15 protein-coding genes are annotated in these 15521 nt (G+C 70.7%); 4 read left to right on the top strand and 11 right to left on the bottom strand.

The window, feature by feature from the left end:
* The first annotated feature begins 5 nt into the window (after positions 1 to 5).
* Positions 6 to 764 (top strand): ABC transporter ATP-binding protein, encoded by a 759-nt coding sequence (locus ACYSUO_RS21485; RefSeq protein WP_461777824.1) that lies wholly within the window; start codon positions 6 to 8, stop codon positions 762 to 764.
* On the opposite strand, the gene ACYSUO_RS21490 is transcribed toward ACYSUO_RS21485, so the two are convergent.
* The 4 genes from ACYSUO_RS21490 to ACYSUO_RS21505 all read right to left on the bottom strand — a co-directional run bounded on the left by ACYSUO_RS21490 (position 757) and on the right by ACYSUO_RS21505 (position 3800).
* Complete coding sequence (locus ACYSUO_RS21490; protein WP_461777825.1) at positions 757 to 1461, bottom strand: DUF4232 domain-containing protein; 705 nt, start codon at positions 1459 to 1461, stop codon at positions 757 to 759. The genes ACYSUO_RS21485 and ACYSUO_RS21490 overlap by 8 nt on opposite strands.
* A gap of 139 nt (positions 1462 to 1600) precedes the next feature.
* Positions 1601 to 2161, bottom strand: coding sequence for a TetR/AcrR family transcriptional regulator (locus ACYSUO_RS21495; RefSeq protein WP_461777826.1), 561 nt, complete (start codon positions 2159 to 2161; stop codon positions 1601 to 1603).
* Positions 2162 to 2236: 75 nt separating this feature from the next.
* Positions 2237 to 3628 carry an amidase gene (locus tag ACYSUO_RS21500; protein ID WP_461777827.1) on the bottom strand — a complete coding sequence of 464 codons (1392 nt, stop codon included), beginning with the start codon at positions 3626 to 3628 and terminating at the stop codon, positions 2237 to 2239.
* Positions 3615 to 3800: a hypothetical protein gene (locus ACYSUO_RS21505; protein WP_461777828.1), complete on the bottom strand. Its 186-nt coding sequence runs from the start codon at positions 3798 to 3800 to the stop codon at positions 3615 to 3617. Before ACYSUO_RS21505 ends, ACYSUO_RS21500 begins: the two co-directional genes overlap by 14 nt.
* Before the next feature lie 123 nt (positions 3801 to 3923).
* On the opposite strand from ACYSUO_RS21505, the gene ACYSUO_RS21510 reads away from it, so the two are divergent.
* A complete protein-coding gene (locus ACYSUO_RS21510; RefSeq protein WP_461777829.1) occupies positions 3924 to 4874 on the top strand; it encodes an MBL fold metallo-hydrolase in 951 nt (316 codons plus the stop codon).
* A gap of 62 nt (positions 4875 to 4936) precedes the next feature.
* Here ACYSUO_RS21510 and ACYSUO_RS21515 read toward each other — a convergent pair whose 3' ends face one another.
* From ACYSUO_RS21515 to ACYSUO_RS21545, 7 genes are all read right to left on the bottom strand, one after another.
* A complete protein-coding gene (locus tag ACYSUO_RS21515; protein ID WP_461777830.1) occupies positions 4937 to 5671 on the bottom strand; it encodes a hypothetical protein in 735 nt (244 codons plus the stop codon).
* Positions 5672 to 5745: 74 nt separating this feature from the next.
* The gene (locus ACYSUO_RS21520) at positions 5746 to 6780 is read right to left on the bottom strand and encodes an FAD-binding oxidoreductase (RefSeq protein WP_461777831.1); all 1035 of its coding nucleotides are present in this window, start codon (positions 6778 to 6780) and stop codon (positions 5746 to 5748) included.
* Positions 6777 to 8036, bottom strand: coding sequence for an aromatic ring-hydroxylating oxygenase subunit alpha (locus tag ACYSUO_RS21525; protein ID WP_461777832.1), 1260 nt, complete (start codon positions 8034 to 8036; stop codon positions 6777 to 6779). The genes ACYSUO_RS21520 and ACYSUO_RS21525 overlap by 4 nt, the downstream gene beginning before the upstream one ends.
* Before the next feature lie 20 nt (positions 8037 to 8056).
* Positions 8057 to 10117, bottom strand: coding sequence for an oxidoreductase (locus ACYSUO_RS21530; RefSeq protein WP_461777833.1), 2061 nt, complete (start codon positions 10115 to 10117; stop codon positions 8057 to 8059).
* Between the two features lie 242 nt (positions 10118 to 10359).
* Positions 10360 to 11109, bottom strand: coding sequence for an IclR family transcriptional regulator (locus tag ACYSUO_RS21535; RefSeq protein WP_422414800.1), 750 nt, complete (start codon positions 11107 to 11109; stop codon positions 10360 to 10362).
* A gap of 291 nt (positions 11110 to 11400) precedes the next feature.
* Positions 11401 to 12267, bottom strand: a complete 867-nt coding sequence (locus tag ACYSUO_RS21540; protein ID WP_461777834.1) for an alpha/beta fold hydrolase — start codon at positions 12265 to 12267, stop codon at positions 11401 to 11403.
* Positions 12268 to 12384: 117 nt separating this feature from the next.
* Positions 12385 to 13191 (bottom strand): IclR family transcriptional regulator, encoded by an 807-nt coding sequence (locus ACYSUO_RS21545; RefSeq protein ID WP_461777835.1) that lies wholly within the window; start codon positions 13189 to 13191, stop codon positions 12385 to 12387.
* A gap of 200 nt (positions 13192 to 13391) precedes the next feature.
* On the opposite strand from ACYSUO_RS21545, the gene ACYSUO_RS21550 reads away from it, so the two are divergent.
* Positions 13392 to 14597 carry a quaternary amine ABC transporter ATP-binding protein gene (locus ACYSUO_RS21550; RefSeq protein ID WP_461777836.1) on the top strand — a complete coding sequence of 402 codons (1206 nt, stop codon included), beginning with the start codon at positions 13392 to 13394 and terminating at the stop codon, positions 14595 to 14597.
* Complete coding sequence (locus tag ACYSUO_RS21555) at positions 14581 to 15504, top strand: ABC transporter permease (protein ID WP_461777837.1); 924 nt, start codon at positions 14581 to 14583, stop codon at positions 15502 to 15504. Before ACYSUO_RS21550 ends, ACYSUO_RS21555 begins: the two co-directional genes overlap by 17 nt.
* Positions 15505 to 15521: the final 17 nt, after the last annotated feature.

Raw genomic sequence — 15521 nt, forward strand, 5'->3', positions numbered from 1 at the left:
CCGGCATGCTCCGCCTCACCGCCATCAGCCAGTCCTACGGTTCCCACCGCGTGCTGCACGATGTGTCCCTGACCGTGCCGGACGGTCAACTCCTGTGCGTCGTGGGCCCGTCGGGCTGCGGCAAGTCGACCCTGCTGCGCACGATCACGGGGCTGCTCCCCGTACAGGAGGGCACGATCACCGTCGACGGCACACCGGTCGCCGGCGTGCCCGACCGGCTCGCGGTCGTGTTCCAGGACTACGGCCGCTCCCTGCTGCCCTGGCTCACGGTCCGCGACAACGTGGCGCTGCCGCTGCGCCGCCAGGGCCTGCGCCGCGCCGAACGGCGGGCCGCGGCCGATCGCATCCTGGCACGCGTGGGCCTCGAATCCTCGGCCCGCCGCCATCCCTGGCAGCTCTCCGGCGGCATGCAGCAACGGGTCGCGATCGCCCGCGCGCTGGTGGTCCGCCCCTCGCTGCTCCTCATGGACGAGCCCTTCGGCTCCCTCGACGCGCAGACCCGCGAGGACCTGGAGGACCTGCTGCTCGACGTCCACCGCACGGACGGCACCACCATCGTGTTCGTCACGCACGACATCGACGAGAGTGTCTACGTCGGCGACCGCGTGGTCGCCCTCTCGCCCGCCCCGGACTCCGGCATCGCCCTCGATCTACGGGTCCAACTCCCCGTGGAGCGCGACCAGATCGCGACACGGGGGCTGCCGGAGTTCGTGAAGCTGCGGGCGGAGGTGGGGCGGACGGTGCGGGCGCCGAGGCTCAGCTGAAGGGGACGGCGTCGGCGGGGTCGGCGTGCCAGTTGGTGGCTTCGGGCCGGTCCACGACGGCGGTGTCGGGGAGCTTCAGCGAGACGGGGTCGATCCCGGTGTCGCCGACGGAGATGATGATCTGCCCGAACTCCACGCCGCCGTCACTGTTGCCGCTCTTGGGGTTGACACCCGCATAAGCCTTGGTGGCTCCGGAGAGCTTGATGGTGTCACTGACGGCCTGCTCGGCGGGCCCCGCGTGACTGTCGGGCGAGGAGCCGAAGGCGACATCGGCGGTCTTGCCCTCCAGGTAGCAGGTGATGCCCGGCTTGGCCTTGGCGGTGAGCAGGTAGTAGCCACCGGCCTGGGACTCCACGCCGACCGTGAAGTCCAGGTCGTTGGTGCCGCAGGACTGGCCGACGCGCTCCTTCTTGGCGGTGCTGGTACCGGTGGCGCTGGTACCGGACTTGCTGTCGGTGCCGGCCTCGGCCTGCGTGCCGCCCTCGGCCTTCGATCCGGCCTCGGTGTTCGAGTCGGTCTTCGTATCGGCCTTGGAGTCCGCCTTCGGGTCGGCCTTCGACCCCGTGGAGGTGCCCTGCTTGCCGCTGTCCTTCTCCGCGGCCCCCGAGGAGCACGCGGTGGCGGCCACCGACAGGGACACCGCGGCGACGGCGGTCAGGACAATGCGGCTGGAACGGCGTGCGAGACGTACGGACATGGAACTGCTCCCCCGTGATGGTCTTCATGGACTGGTCAAGTCGTTGTCCCATGACCCTAAGTGGGCGGTCATCATCGCCCGATCATCGACCTGTCCGGGTTGTGTAACACCCGCCGTGCCCGGGTGCCGGCGCCGTGTGTCAGCCGATCGCGCCGAGCACGTCGGCCACGAGGCGGCGGGCGTACGCGGCGTCGATCCCGTCCGGGCGGAAGAGGATCCGGTACATGAGGGGCGCGACGACGCGATCGATGACCGTCTCGACGTCGGGAGTCCTCTCCCCGCGCTCCTTCGCGCGGGCGAGGACGACGTCGATCTGTTCGGCGGCGTAGGCGGAGCACTGGCCCGCGTTGCTGCCGTCCGGGTCGCCGAGCAGGGCGTCGCGGATGTAGGCGCGTCCTGCGGGCGAGGCCATCTCGTCGAGGAACTGCTCGGCCCATACGGTCAGGTCCGAGGAGAGGGCGCCGTGGTCCTTCGGCTCCGTCTCGGGCCGCAGCCGCTCGACCGCCACGTCGGACAGCAGCGCCTGAAGATCGCCCCAGCGCCGGTAGATCGTCGACGGTGTCACGCCCGCACGCTGGGCGACCATCGGCACCGTCACCGCGTCCCGGCCCACCTCGGCGGCGAGTTCACGGACGGCCTCGTGCACCGCCGCCTGGACCCGTGCGCTGCGCCCACCGGGACGTACCATCTGCCTGCTCATGGGACCCATGTTAAAGCGAAAACATTGCGTCTAGGAGTCTGCGGCTTACTCATCCCGAGATCTGCGGCTTCCTCATCACGCCGCCTGCGCGAGCGCACGAGCAGGCCGGGTCTGCTCGTAGGCGTGTCCGACCCGCAGGAGGGTGCGCTCGCCGAGGGGGCGGCCGAGCAGCTGCATGCCGATGGGTAGCCCGGCCGCGTCGTGGCCGACCGGTACGGACAGGGCCGGGATTCCCGTGATGTTGGCCGGGGACGACAGGCGTACGTAGGCGTCGGACACCGCCTCCACCGTGCCGTCGGCCCAGGCGATCGTCTCCTGGGAGGCCTCGACGGCGGTCGCCGGGACGGCGGGGGCGGCGACCACGTCGACCTGCCGCAGCACGCGGGCCCACTCCTCCCGCATCAGCGCCCGGGAGCGCTGGGCGCGCAGGTAGTCCCCGGCGGGCATCAGCTCACCGGCCTCCAGCAAGGTGCGGACGTCCGCCTGGTACAGCTCGGGGACCGTACGCAGGGTGCGCTCGTGGTACGCGGTCGCCTCGGGGACCATCAGCCCCCACTGCGTGGCCTGCACATACCGGGCCATCGGGATGTCGACCTCGACGAGCCGGGCACCGAGTTCCTCCAACTGGCCTATGGCACGCCGGACTTCGGCCTCCACCTCGGGCTGGACGTGGTCGAAGTAGTAGGTGCGCGGCACTCCGACGCGCAGCCCCGCGAGGCTCGCGTCCGGACCCGGCCGGTAGTCCGTGGGCGGGGCACCGAGCGAGGCCGGGTCGTCCGGGTCGTGCCCGACGAGCGCGGCCAGGACAAGGGCCGCGTCCTCGACGGTACGGGCGATCGGGCCGACGTGGTCCAGCGACCAGGACAGGGAGGTGACGCCGCGGCGGGGGACGAGACCGTAGGTCGGCTTCAGGCCGACGACACCGTTGAGCGCGGCGGGCACGCGGATCGAACCGCCCGTGTCGGTGCCCAGCGCGTAGGTCGCCATGCCGGAGGCGACGGCGACGGCGGATCCGCCGCTGGAACCGCCGGCGACCCGACCGCGATCCCAGGCATTGCTGGTCTGCGGGGTGGTCAGGCCGTAGGCGAATTCGTGCGTGTGGGTCTTGCCCAGCAGTACGGCGCCGACCTCCGCCAGGCGGGCGGCGACCGCGCTGTCGGCCTGCGCGCGATGACCGGCACGCACCCGGGAGCTGGCGGTCGTCGCCACACCTGCGACATCGATCAGATCCTTGAGCCCCATGGGGACCCCGTGCAGCGGGCCCCGGTACCGGCCGGCCGACAGGTCGCGCTCGGCGTCGCGTGCCGCGTCGCGGGCCCGTTCGGCAGTGACGGTGACGTAGGCCCTGAGGTCCGGCTCCACCTGCGCGATGCGACTCAGGACCGAGTCCGCCAGCTCGACGGGCGACAACCGCCGCTCCCCGATCGCCTCGGCGGCCTGGCTCAGGGACATCTCAAACGGCTGCAACGGGCTTCTCCTGTTCCGAGTGTTCCGAGTACTCCGAGGTTTCCTGTCGCTCCGCGCGGTAGGCGAGGGCGGGCGGGGTGTCCCCGAAGTCCAGCTCCCGCAGGACCGCGACGACGGAGCGGATGTGGTCGGCGGTGGCCGCGACGGCGGCCTGCCGGTCGACATCGGACATGGACGGTTCCTCCTTGCACTCCAAACGCAAATCGTTTGCGTTAGTGGACCGTAGCCCCTTAAGGTCAGCTAACGCAAACACATTGCTTTTAGCGCTGAACGCCACCTCGAAGGAAGAACCCTCATGCCCACCACTCCCGTGACCGCCACCCCTTCCTGGACCGTCGGTGACATCACCGTCCACCGCATCGACGAGACACCCCTGCCACCCGCCACGGGACCGTGGCTGCTGCCCGACGCCACCCCGGACCTCGTCGCCCAACAGGACTGGCTGCGCCCCCACTTCGCCGACGCCGAGGGCACCCTCCGCATCGACAGCCACACCTTCGCCTTCACCGTCGGCGGACTGCGCGTCCTCGTCGACACCGGTATCGGCAACGGCAAGGAGCGCGCCAACCCCGCCTGGCACGACCTGGACACCGATTACCTGCACACCCTCACCGCCGCCGGATTCCCCCCGGACTCGGTCGACCTGGTGATCCTCACCCACCTGCACGCCGACCATGTCGGCTGGAACACCCGCCTGGTGGACGGCGATTGGGTCCCCACCTTCCCCCGCGCCCGCTACCTGACCTCCCGCGCGGAGCGGGAGTTCTGGGCCGCGTACGAGATGGAGGAGGCGCGCGAGCAGATGTTCCGGGACTCCGTGCTCCCGGTGGAGGAGGCGGGCCTGCTCGACCTCGTCGACGTCCCCGCCGAGGGGCTCACCGTCGCCCCCGGCCTGCGCCTGCTCCCCACGCCGGGCCACACCCCCGGCCACGTGGCCGTCGAACTCACCGGCCGCGGCGGTACGGCGGTCATCACCGGCGACTGCGTCCACCACCCCGTACAGCTCGCCCACCCCGCCATCGGCGCCTGCGTCGACATCGACCCGCACCGGTCCGAGACCTCGCGCCGCGCGCTGCTCGACTCGCTCGCGGGCACGGACACGCTCGTCCTGGGCACCCACTTCGCCCCGCCCACGGCGGGCCGCGTCGTCACCCACGAGGGCGCCTACCGCCTCTCCCCCGTCCCGGCCGACGCACACCGACAGCCCTCGCCCACTTCCTCCGCCGACGCCGGGACGCTCGAATGAGAAATTGATCTCGAACGAGGAACCAACCATGCTGAGATCGAGGCGGCGGCCGCGCCGCCCCGTCACCACCAGGCGCGGCGCACCCGCAGGCTCCCGGTGTCGACGCAGCCGGCGCCGTTGACGACCTCCTCGGTGTCCAGGCTCCAGCCGACGACGCCGTTGCCCTTGCGTCCGAGTTCGATGAGGTGCTGGGACGTGTTCCGGGTGCCTTCCTGCACCTGGCACTCCAGGACCGACGTCCACGCCTTCCCGTCGACCGCCGACGCGAAGGCGAGCAGCGGCAGGGCGACGACGGTCAGCAGCAGCGACGCCACCTGTTCGACCCGGTACCCGCGCACGACCCCCTGCCGCAGCGCGTACGCCACGACCCCGGTGCCGAGCCCCCACCAGGGACCGTAGAAGCAGGCGGCGATGATGCCCACGGCGACCGGATTGACGACGGTGAGCGCCACCCGCCGTGCCGTCTGCGCCGCCCCGCTCCCCTTCGGCACACTGCCGCGCGAGGCGAAGAGGGCGAACACGACGCGGGACACCACGACGCCGAACACCGAGCCGAGGGCGGGTTCGGTGAGCAGCATGCCGATGAGCACGTCCGGCCAGTTGCCCAGCTCCATCCCGACGAACACGTCACGGGCGGGCTCGCCACCGCCGACCGTGTAGGCGACCTTCACGGCGGGGATCGCGAGGGCGAGCGCCATCAGGAGCGTGTGTCCGGGCCCGCCCTTCCGGTCTAGGGACTGCTCCTGCGGTGGGGGCGCGTGTTCGTCGCGTGCGGCGGTGCCAGACATGCGGGCCATGAAACAGGGACTGGCCCGCCGATGGACGGAGCCACGCGCCCCGGCCACCCGCATGAGCCACCGCGTGGCCGGGGCTACACGTCGATCACCAGATCCTCCTGTGGCGTCGAACAGCACAGCAGGATCTTGTCGTTGGCGATCTCGCGGGGGCGGATGCCGCCCGCGTGCCGCATGTCGACCGAGCCGGACAGGAGGGTCGTCTTGCAGGTTCCGCACATGCCCTGCGCGCAGGACGCGGGGAGCGTGATGCCCTCGCGGGCGGCGGCCGCCAGGACGGGGGTCTCGGCGTCGCACTCGATGGTGCGTCCGGTGCGGGCCAGTTGGACCTTGAAGCCGGTGCCGACGCCGGGTTCGGGTTCGGCTGCCACCGGCGGCTCGAACGTGAAGCTCTCCTCGTGGTGGTGGGCCATGTCGAAGCTCTCGGAGGCGAGCATGTCGCGTACCGCCCGCATGTAGCCGGCCGGTCCGCAGGTGAACACCTCGCGTTCCGAGAGGTCGGGGGCGAAGGACCGCAGCATCTGCGCGTTCAGCTGCTCGCCGTGGTCGTCGAGGACGTGGCGTATCCGGAAGTTGGGGGACGCGGCCGCGATGAAGTCCAGTTCCCGGCGGAAGATGATGTCGTCGAAGGTGCGGGCGCTGTGGACGAAGACGACGTCCACGGGGTGGGCCAGGTCGTACAGCGCCCGGGTCATCGACATCAGCGGGGTCACTCCGCTGCCCGCCGACAGGAACAGGTACTTCGGGGCGGGGTGCTGGTTGATCGTGAACTGTCCGAGGGGGCCGCGCGCCCACACCGTGCCGCCGGGGGTCAGGTGGTCGTGCAGCCAGTTGGACACGTGCCCGCCGGGGACCCGTTTCACCGTGATGGTGGCGAGGTCGGGGCGGGTGGGCGCCGAGGAGAGGGTGTAGCAGCGCTCGACGGGCTCTCCGTCGATGTCCAGGCAGAGGGTGAGGAACTGGCCGGGGTCGTGGCGGAAGAGCCGCGGTTCGGTGGGGGCGAGGACGAAGGTCCGCACGTCCGCCGTCACGTCGTGGACCTGCTGGCACACCAGCAGGCCGTCGGCCCAGGCGGGCGGAAGTCCCGCCGCGGTCAGCGTCGCTGTCGTCATGGCCCCTCCAGGTGTGCCGTGAGCCGGTTGATGTACCAGGTGACGAAGTCCTCGACCTGGGATTCGGTCGGGCTGTAGGGGCCCGGGACGTACGCGGGGCTGCTGACGCCCAGTTGGGCCCGCGAGACGAAGACCGCGTCCTGTTCGTTGGTGGCCACCCAGACGCCGGTCAGGGTGTCGAGGTCGTAGTCGATGCCCTCCTCGGCGTCCGCGTGCACGAGCCATGTGGTGCGTACGAGGGTGCGGTCCGCGGCGAGCGGGACGACGGAGAACAGCACCGCGTGGTCCGCCGAGAAGTGGAACCAGGCGTTGGGTTGCAGATGGAGGCCGAGGTGACCGAGGCGCGCGGTCGGGAAGTCGGCCAGCAGGCGGCGTACGGCGGCCTTGCCGTCGGGGGTGAAGGACTCCCCCGCGAGGTCGAGCGGTTCGCGCTGGACGCGGAAGCCGGTGGGCCGGTCGACCAGCTCCTCGATGGTGGCGTAGGGCAGGCCCAGTGACTCGTACGTGGCACGGGCCTCGGCGTCGGCCTTCTGGAAGCGCTCGAACGTGGCCCGCATGCCGGGCGGCACCTCGTCCTCGGTGAAGTTGTAGAGCGGGAAGTAGCAGCGCTGGAGTTCGGGGTGGCCCGCGCAGTGGTAGCACTCGCGGTTGTTCTCCATGGTGAGCTTCCAGTTGCCGTGCTCGACGAGGTCGATCTGCCGGGCCACCTTGGCGCGCGCCAGGTTGTGCGGCGCGAGGTAGGGCTCGACGCGGGCCGCGAACTCGTCGAAATCCGCGGGTGGTTCGGGAGCCAGGGACAGGAAGACGAGGCCGGCGACCGTACGTACGTGGACGGAGCGCAGGCCGAAGCACGAGCGGTCGAAGTCGGGCGGCTGCGACTCGGCGTGCAGCAGCGCCCCGTCGACACCGTACGTCCAGTGGTGGTAGCCGCAGACGATGTTGCCGACGGAGCCGCGCTCGTCGTTGAGGATGCGGGCGCCCCGGTGGCGGCACACGTTGTGGAAGGCCCTCACCTCCTCGTCGTCGTCACGGACGACGATGACGGAGTACGGGCCGAGGGTGAGCGTGATGTAGTCGCCGGGCTCCGGGAGTTCGGCCTCGGCGGCCGCGAAGATCCAGCTGCGGGCGAAGACGGCGTCGACGTCGAGGCGGAAGAACGCGTCGCTGACGTAGAAGGGGGCTTCGAGGCTGTGGCCGGGGGCGCGGCGGGCGACGAGGGCGGCGGGTGTGGTGGTGTCGGAGGCGTGAACAGTCATGGTGTCTCTCCGAGGGCTCGTCAGACCGGCAGGCAGAGGCGCAGCGCGTCGTACACGGCGGCGTGGATGTTGCGGCTGGTGACCGCGTCGCCGATGCGGAACAGCTGGTAGCGGCCAGCCGGGTTGCGGACGACGGTCTGTGTCTCGCGGGCGAGGAGGGCTCGGTGGTCGACCTCGCCGAGGTTGCGGGAGGCGGGCAGCAGGTCGGTGTAGAGCTCGTCGTTGGGCAGGGTGCCGTGCTCGACGACGACGTGGTCGACGACGCGTTCGGTCTCGGTGCCGGTGTACTCGCTGAACAGGGTCGCCACCAGCCGGCCGCCCTCGCCCCGGCGCACGGAGCGCAGCCGCCGCGCGAGCGTGACCGTGACGTCGTGCTCGGTGAACGCCCGCAGGTAGGCAGGGGAGTTCATGCTGCCGACGTCCGGCGCCAGCGTGCGCTCCGGTGTCACGTACTCCAGTCGGGCGCCGTGCGTGGCGAGCAGTTCCGCGGCGTCCATGGCCGGGTAGCCCCCGTGGTCGTCGTAGATCAGGACGTCCTTGCCGGCACGCGGGCGCAGGGAGCCGGACATCACGTCCCAGGTGTCCGCGACGAGCCCCTCCCCCGCGGTGAGGAAGGAGCGGTTGGGGAGGCCGCCGGTGGCCACGATGACCAGGTCGGGGCGTTCGGCGAGCACGTCCGACGCTTCGGCGTACGCGCCCAGGCGCAGGTCGACGCCGAGGTGTTTGCACTCGGCGACGCGCCAGTCGACGATGCCGAGGAGATCCTGGCGGCGGGTGTTCTGCGCGGCGAGCCGGATCTGTCCGCCCGCCTGGTCGCCCGCTTCGAACAGCACGACGTCGTGGCCTCGTTCGGCCAGGACACGGGCGGCCTCCAGGCCCGCGGGGCCGCCGCCGACGACAACCGCCTTGCGGCGCGGCCCCGTTGTGGCCGGGACGGTGTGGGGGATCTGGAGTTCACGGCCGGTGGCGGGGTTGTGGATGCACTTGGTGTCCCCGGAGTCGTAGATCGCGTCCAGGCAGTAACTCGCCCCGACGCAGGGGCGGATGCGGTCCTCCTCACCGGAGGTGATCTTGGCGACGAGGTGCGGGTCGGCGATCTGCGCGCGCGTCATGCCGACGAGGTCGAGGAGGCCTTCACGCAGGGCGTGCCGGGCGGTGGCGGGGTCGGCGATGCGGGCGGCGTGCATGACCGGGATGTCGAGGCGGCGGCGTATCTCGCCGGTGAAGTCGAGAAAGGGGCCGAGCGGGGTGCCCATCGACGGGATCGTCCGCGACAGGGAGGCGTCGGATTCGATGGTGCCGCGGATGGCGCTGATGAAGTCGATGCCGTCGGCGGTGAACTGCTCGGCGGCGGCGAGCCCTTCGGCGAACGTGAGGCCGCCGGGGACGGCTTCGTCCAGGGCCATGCGGATGCCGACGACGAAGTCGGGGCCGACCGCCTCGCGCACCGCCCGGATCACACGGCGGGGGAAGGCCATCCGGTGTTCCAGGTCGCCGCCGTATTCATCGTCGCGGCGGTTGGTCGCCGGGGAGAGGAACCCGTCGAAGAAGTGGCCGTACGACTGCAACTCGATGCCGTCCAGGCCGCCTTGTTCGCAGCGCACCGCCGCGGCCGCGTAGTCGGCGACGATCCGGTCCAGGTCCCAGGGCTCGGCGGCCTTGGGGAATGCACGGTGTGCGGGTTCGCGCAGCGGGGAGGCGGCGACCACCGGCAGCCAGTCCCCCGCGTAGTTGCTGGTGCGGCGCCCGAGGTGGGTGACCTGGCACATGACGGCCGCGCCCTCCGCGTGCACGTCGTCGGCGAGGAGGCGCAGCCAGGGCACGATCTCGTCGCGGTAGAGCAGCAGGTTGCCGAACGAGGGCGGGCTGTCGGGCGAGACGACCGCGGAGCCGCCGATCATCGTGAGGCCGACGCCGCCGCGGGCCTTCTCCAAGTGGTAGGCGCGGTAGCGGTCCTTGGGCAGTCCGTCCTCACCGAAGGCGGGCTCGTGGGACGTGCTGACCACCCGGTTGCGCAGGGTGAGGTGCTTCAGCTGGAACGGCTGGAGCAGGGGATCCAGGTTCGTGTTCGGTGCGCGCACGACAGCTCCAAGGGAGGCAGGGAAGCTCTGTGGCCCGGATGTGACGGGGATGGCCCCGGATGTGATGTGGGGGACGACCTCGGATGCGAGGGACGACCCCGGATGTGACGGCGGGGGACAACGGGGATGGCGGCGTGGCGACGACGTCGCCACGTTCCCGTTTCGCGATACGAAACAACAACGCGATGCGAGACAAATGTGCGGCGCACGTGACCGCGTCGTCAACCCCTACCGCTGCGTAATCAGCCGCGCCGGATGTAGCCCTTGCGCCACGAGATCTTCTCGCCGGCCGCCACCAGCTGTTCGGCGAGCCCGGAGATCGTGTGGTCGTTGATCCGGAACGTCGGCCCCGAGACGGTCACGGTGGCGATGACCTCGCCGTTCAGCGACCTGATGGGGGCGGACAGCGAGGCGAGCCCGATCTCCAGCTCCTCGCTGATGACGCCGTAGCCCAGTTCGCGCACCCCTTGCAGCTGCTCCTTCAGGAGCGCCGGGTCCGTGATGGTGTGCGGCGTGAACTCCTCCAGCGGCTGCTCGAGGATCTCGGCGGCCTCCGGCTGCGGCATGTGCGCCAGGAAGACCTTGCCCGCCGACGTGGCGTGCAGGGGCGTGCGCTTGCCGACCCAGTCGATGCTGGTGATGGCCGCGTTGCCGAGCACCTGGTCGATGCTGATGACGGCCTCGCCGTCGTAGACCGCCACGTTCACCGTCTCGCCGACTGCGGCGGCGAGCTCCTGGCAGACCGGCCGGCTCAGCAGCGACAGGTCATTGCCCTTGGTCGCGCCGCCCGCGAGCTCGACCACGGTGTAGCCGATGCGGTAGCTGCCGCGCTCGCTGTCCTGCTCGACGAGGCCGCGCGCCTCAAGGGTGGCGAGCAGTCGGTACACGGTCGACTTGTGGATGTCCAGGGCGTCGGCGATCTCGGTGACGCCGGACGGCCCCTGCACGGCCAGCACTTGGAGGATCGAGACCGCTCGGTCCACCGACTGCACCGACGTGTCTCGCGCGCGACCTTTGCTGCTCATACGTGGAGCCTATCCAGGAAGTGCCTGCGCACACCGGTGACGATCGCGGGCGGGCGCGGGCGGCGCCGTCGGAAGGGCTCAGCCCTAGGTCCTGTCGTCAAACTCCCGTCGTCGCCCGAAGGGCGGCCCGGCGGCGTCTGGTGCGTGCGATCGCAAGGCGCCGGGAAGTCCTAGTAGCGGAGCTACTCGGACTTTTCGGCAACGCCGCGAGCGTGCGTGCCAGACGCCGCCGGGCAGACGGGAGTTTGACGACAGGACCTAACCACCGGGGAGTACGCGGCAGAGGAAGTCACGGACCAGCGGGACGACCTCGTCGAGGTGGGTCTCCAGCAGCCAGTGTCCGCCGTCGAGCAGGTGCAACTCGGCCTCGGGGAGGTCGCGGTGGTAGGCGCGGGCGGCGCCTTCGGGCATGTATCCGTCGTGCGGACCCCACACGATGAGCGTCTCGGGCCGCCGGTCCCGCAGATAGGCCTGCTGGAGCTCGAACCACGCCAGCGTGCTCGGCTGGTCCTCGAGGAGCCGGATCAGGTTCGCCACCCGGTCGGGGGCCCGCATGAGCGCCCAGTGCAGCGTCCACAGGTCGGGCGGCACCCGGTCCGCGACGTGGTCCGGAAGCTCGCCGGCGAACTCGTCGCGGAAGCCCTCCAGGGTGACGTGGGCGGCGATCCCTCGGCGCGACGCGGGGCCCGGATCGGCCCAGAACCGCCGCAGGGCGTCGTACTTGGGCCCGAACTCGTCCTCGTAGATGTCCCCGTTCTGAATGATCAGTCCGGCCACCCGGTCCGGTTCGCGCATCGCGAGCCGGAGGCCGAACTGGGATCCGTAGTCGTGCAGCCAGATCACGTACCGCCGCAGGTCCAGGGTTTCGGCGAAGTCGTACAGGAAGTCGGCGTAGGCGTCGAAGGTGTAGCCGAACTCCTCCGGCGTCGGGGTGCCGCTGTAGCCGAAACCGGGAAGGTCCGGGGCGACGAGCCGCCATCGGTCGCCCAGCTCGGCCATCAGGTGCCGGTACACGAAGGACGACCCGGGGTAGCCGTGTGGCAGCAGTACCACCGGCCCGTCGTGGGGGCCGCTCTCCCGGTAGAAGGTCTCGATCCCGCCGACCCGGGTGGTGAGGTGCCGCATACATCTCCCTCCTTTCACCAGGTGTCTCATACGTGTACGCGCACACTCAAGGCTCCCCGGCACGATCGGCACATCCGGCACAACTGGATCGCCCGGCCGGCCCTGTGCCGATCGCGCTCAGCCCCGCTTGACCTGACCCCGCCGCCACGAGATCCGCGCGGCGGCCGCGAGCAGCATCCCGGCGAGGACGGGCGCGGTGTCCTCGCGGATGCGGAAGGCGGGCCCGGCGAGGGTCACGGCGGCGACGACCGTGTCGTCCAGGGCGCGCACGGGCGCGGCGAGGGAGACGAGACCGATCTCGTACTCCTCGAACGAGACGGCGTAGCCCCGCTCGCGTACGGCGGCGAGCTCCTTCGCGAGGTGCTCCCGGCGGGTGATGGTGCGGGGCGTGTACCGCTCCAGACGCCTGCCCCGGGGCAGCTCCGCGGGGAGGCGACCGTGCCGGTCGGGGGCGGGGTGGGCGAGGAAGACCTTGCCCGCGGCGCTGGCGTGCAGCGGGCAGCGTCTGCCGACCCAGTCGACGCTGGCGATCGACGCCTCGCCCGCCACCTGGCCGACGGTGACCACGTCGCGGCCCTCGCGGACAGAGACGTTCACGGTGTCGCCCGCGGCCTGCGCCAGCTCCTGGCAGACGGGGCGGCTGAGCAGGAACAGATCGGTGTTCTTCGCGGCAGCGGCGGCGATTTCGGTGAGCGGGTGGCCGATGCGATAGCGGCCCCGGCCCGCGCCCTGTTCGACCAGACCGCGCGCCTCCAGAGTGGCGAGCAGCCGGAACACCGTCGTCTTGTGCACGCCGAGCTGCCCGGCGATCTCGGTGACGCCGCACGGCCCGCGCACGGCCAGGATCTGCAGGACCGACACCGCACGGTCGACGGACTGGACCGCACGGTCACGCGCTCGCCCACGGCTGCCGGTCGTCGCCACAGCACCCTCCAGCTCTCCGCCTCGGCGACCCAACTAGCCGACCGTAGACGTTAATTCGCGGTTGCCCGGATGCAAGAGCCTTGACGCGCCGTCACGATCAACGGCATCGTCACACCGTACTGCACATTTGTTGCGCAATGCGAAACACCAGCCCGGACTTGTTCCAACCGCCCCGCGCGGACCCCTGGAGGTGGGGCACGGTGATCCAAGCAGCACGGCTCAACAAGGTTTTTGAATCCGCCGACAACACGGTGCATGCCGTGCGCGATGTGTCCTTCACCGTCGAACCCGGCGAACTCTTCGTCGTCATGGGCCTGTCCGGGTCCGGGAAGTCGACCCTGCTCAGGATGCTCAACCGTCTCATCGAGCCGACGTCGGGCGAACTCCGCGTCGACAGCCGGGACTTGCTGGCGATGAACGACGCGGACCTGCGCGAGCTGCGCAACCGCAAGGTCAACATGATCTTCCAGCACTTCGCGCTCTTCCCCCACCGCACGGTCCGCGAGAACGCCGCGTACGGCATCCAACTGCGCGGCGGCACCGCCGCCGAGCGAAAGGAGCGCTCCGACTGGGCGCTCAGCACAGTCGGCCTCTCCGACTGGGCCGAGGCCTACCCCAGCGCGCTCTCCGGCGGCATGCGGCAGCGCGTCGGCCTGGCCCGCGCCCTGGCCACGGATGCCGAAGTCATGCTCATGGACGAGCCGTTCAGCGCGCTCGACCCGCTGATCCGCCGGGACATGCAGGACCTGCTGCTCGGCCTCCAGCGCGATCTGCGCCGCACCATCGTCTTCGTCACCCACGACCTCAACGAGGCGATGCGGCTCGGCGACCGGATCATGGTCATGCGGGACGGCGGCGTCGTACAGCTCGGCACCGCGACCGACATCCTCGACTCCCCCGCCGACGCCTACGTACGCGACTTCGTCTCCGACGTCGACCGCTCCCGCGTGTTGACGGCCCGCGCCGTCATGCGCGACCCGTTGACGACGGCCGGCCTCGACGACGCCCCGCGCGACGTCCTTCGCGCCATGGCCGACATCGAGGCAGGCGCCGTCTACGTGCTCGACACCGACGGACTGGTCTCCGGTGTGGCGCACGCCGAGGACATCGCACGGGCCGCCGACGCGGGGCACGCCTCCCTGCGCGACAGCCCGGAGTGCCTGACCGACGCGTACGGACGGGCGGGCCCGGACACGCTGCTCGTGGATCTGTTCCCGGCGGCCGGGCGGTACGCGGTGCCGCTGGCCGTGACCGACGACGACGGGCGGCTGCTCGGCGTCGTACCACGCGCGGCACTGCTCACCGCTCTCTCTGCACCAGAAGCGCCCAACTCCCGCGAAGAGGGCGATACTTCGGAAACATCGGGCAGTACTCAGGAGGAGGTGGCCGATGCTGTTCAGCGTTGATCTCGGCACCCCGGTCAACAAGGCCGTCGACTGGCTGACCGAGAACCTCAGCGGTCTCTTCGACGCCGTCACCACCGTGATGACGGAACTGGTCAACGCGGTCCTCTTCGTGCTGACGGCGCCTCATATGGTGGTCATCATCGCGGTGTTCACCGTTCTCGCGTTCCTCGCCCGCGGCTGGTTCTTCGCCGTCTACACCCTGGGCGCGTTCCTCCTCATCCAGGGCATGGGCCTGTGGACCCCGGCGATGCAGACGCTCGCCGTCGTCGTGGTGGCATCGGTGTTCGCCGTGGTCATCGGGGTACCCATCGGTATCTGGGCCGCCCGAAGTCCGTTGGTCAGCGCCCTGGTTCGGCCCGTTCTCGACTTCCTGCAGACGCTGCCGGTGTTCGTCTACCTCATCCCGGCCGTCTTCTTCTTCGGCATCGGACTCGTCCCCGGCGTCGTCGCCACCATCCTCTTCGCCATCTCGCCCGCCGTGCGCCTCACCGAACTGGGCATCCGGCAGGTCGATCGGGAGGTCGTGGAGGCCGCGCACGCCTTCGGCGCCCGGAACGGGCAGATCCTGCGCGGTGTCCAACTCCCCCTGGCCCTGCCCTCGATCATGGCCGGCATCAACCAGGTCATCATGCTGGCGCTCTCCATGGTCGTCATCGCCGGCATGGTCGGCGCCGACGGTCTGGGGACCATCGTGGTGCGGGGCATCAGCCAGCTCGACGTCGGGATCGGCTTCCAGGGCGGCCTCGCCGTCGTGTTCCTCGCCATCTTCCTCGACCGCACCACCAGTGCCCTCGCCACACCCCGTATACGCCGCTGGCCGGGGCGCGGCCGCACCGGCACGACCCCGGTGGCCGACACGGAGAAGTCGTCCTCTCCCGCCTCGTCCACCACTCCGGTTTCCGCGTGAAGACAGGAGCTCCGCCC

The sequence above is a fragment of the Streptomyces sp. UC4497 genome (genome assembly GCF_054871485.1).

Bases quoted from the DNA above. Each gene is read 5' to 3' on its own strand.
- ACYSUO_RS21485 (WP_461777824.1), top strand. From the start codon at position 6: ATGCTCCGCCTCACCGCCATCAGCCAGTCCTACGGTTCCCACCGCGTG.
- ACYSUO_RS21490 (WP_461777825.1), bottom strand. From the start codon at position 1,461: ATGTCCGTACGTCTCGCACGCCGTTCCAGCCGCATTGTCCTGACCGCC.
- ACYSUO_RS21495 (WP_461777826.1), bottom strand. From the start codon at position 2,161: ATGAGCAGGCAGATGGTACGTCCCGGTGGGCGCAGCGCACGGGTCCAG.
- ACYSUO_RS21505 (WP_461777828.1), bottom strand. From the start codon at position 3,800: ATGTCCGATGTCGACCGGCAGGCCGCCGTCGCGGCCACCGCCGACCAC.
- ACYSUO_RS21510 (WP_461777829.1), top strand. From the start codon at position 3,924: ATGCCCACCACTCCCGTGACCGCCACCCCTTCCTGGACCGTCGGTGAC.
- ACYSUO_RS21515 (WP_461777830.1), bottom strand. From the start codon at position 5,671: ATGGCCCGCATGTCTGGCACCGCCGCACGCGACGAACACGCGCCCCCA.
- ACYSUO_RS21520 (WP_461777831.1), bottom strand. From the start codon at position 6,780: ATGACGACAGCGACGCTGACCGCGGCGGGACTTCCGCCCGCCTGGGCC.
- ACYSUO_RS21525 (WP_461777832.1), bottom strand. From the start codon at position 8,036: ATGACTGTTCACGCCTCCGACACCACCACACCCGCCGCCCTCGTCGCC.
- ACYSUO_RS21540 (WP_461777834.1), bottom strand. From the start codon at position 12,267: ATGCGGCACCTCACCACCCGGGTCGGCGGGATCGAGACCTTCTACCGG.
- ACYSUO_RS21555 (WP_461777837.1), top strand. From the start codon at position 14,581: ATGCTGTTCAGCGTTGATCTCGGCACCCCGGTCAACAAGGCCGTCGAC.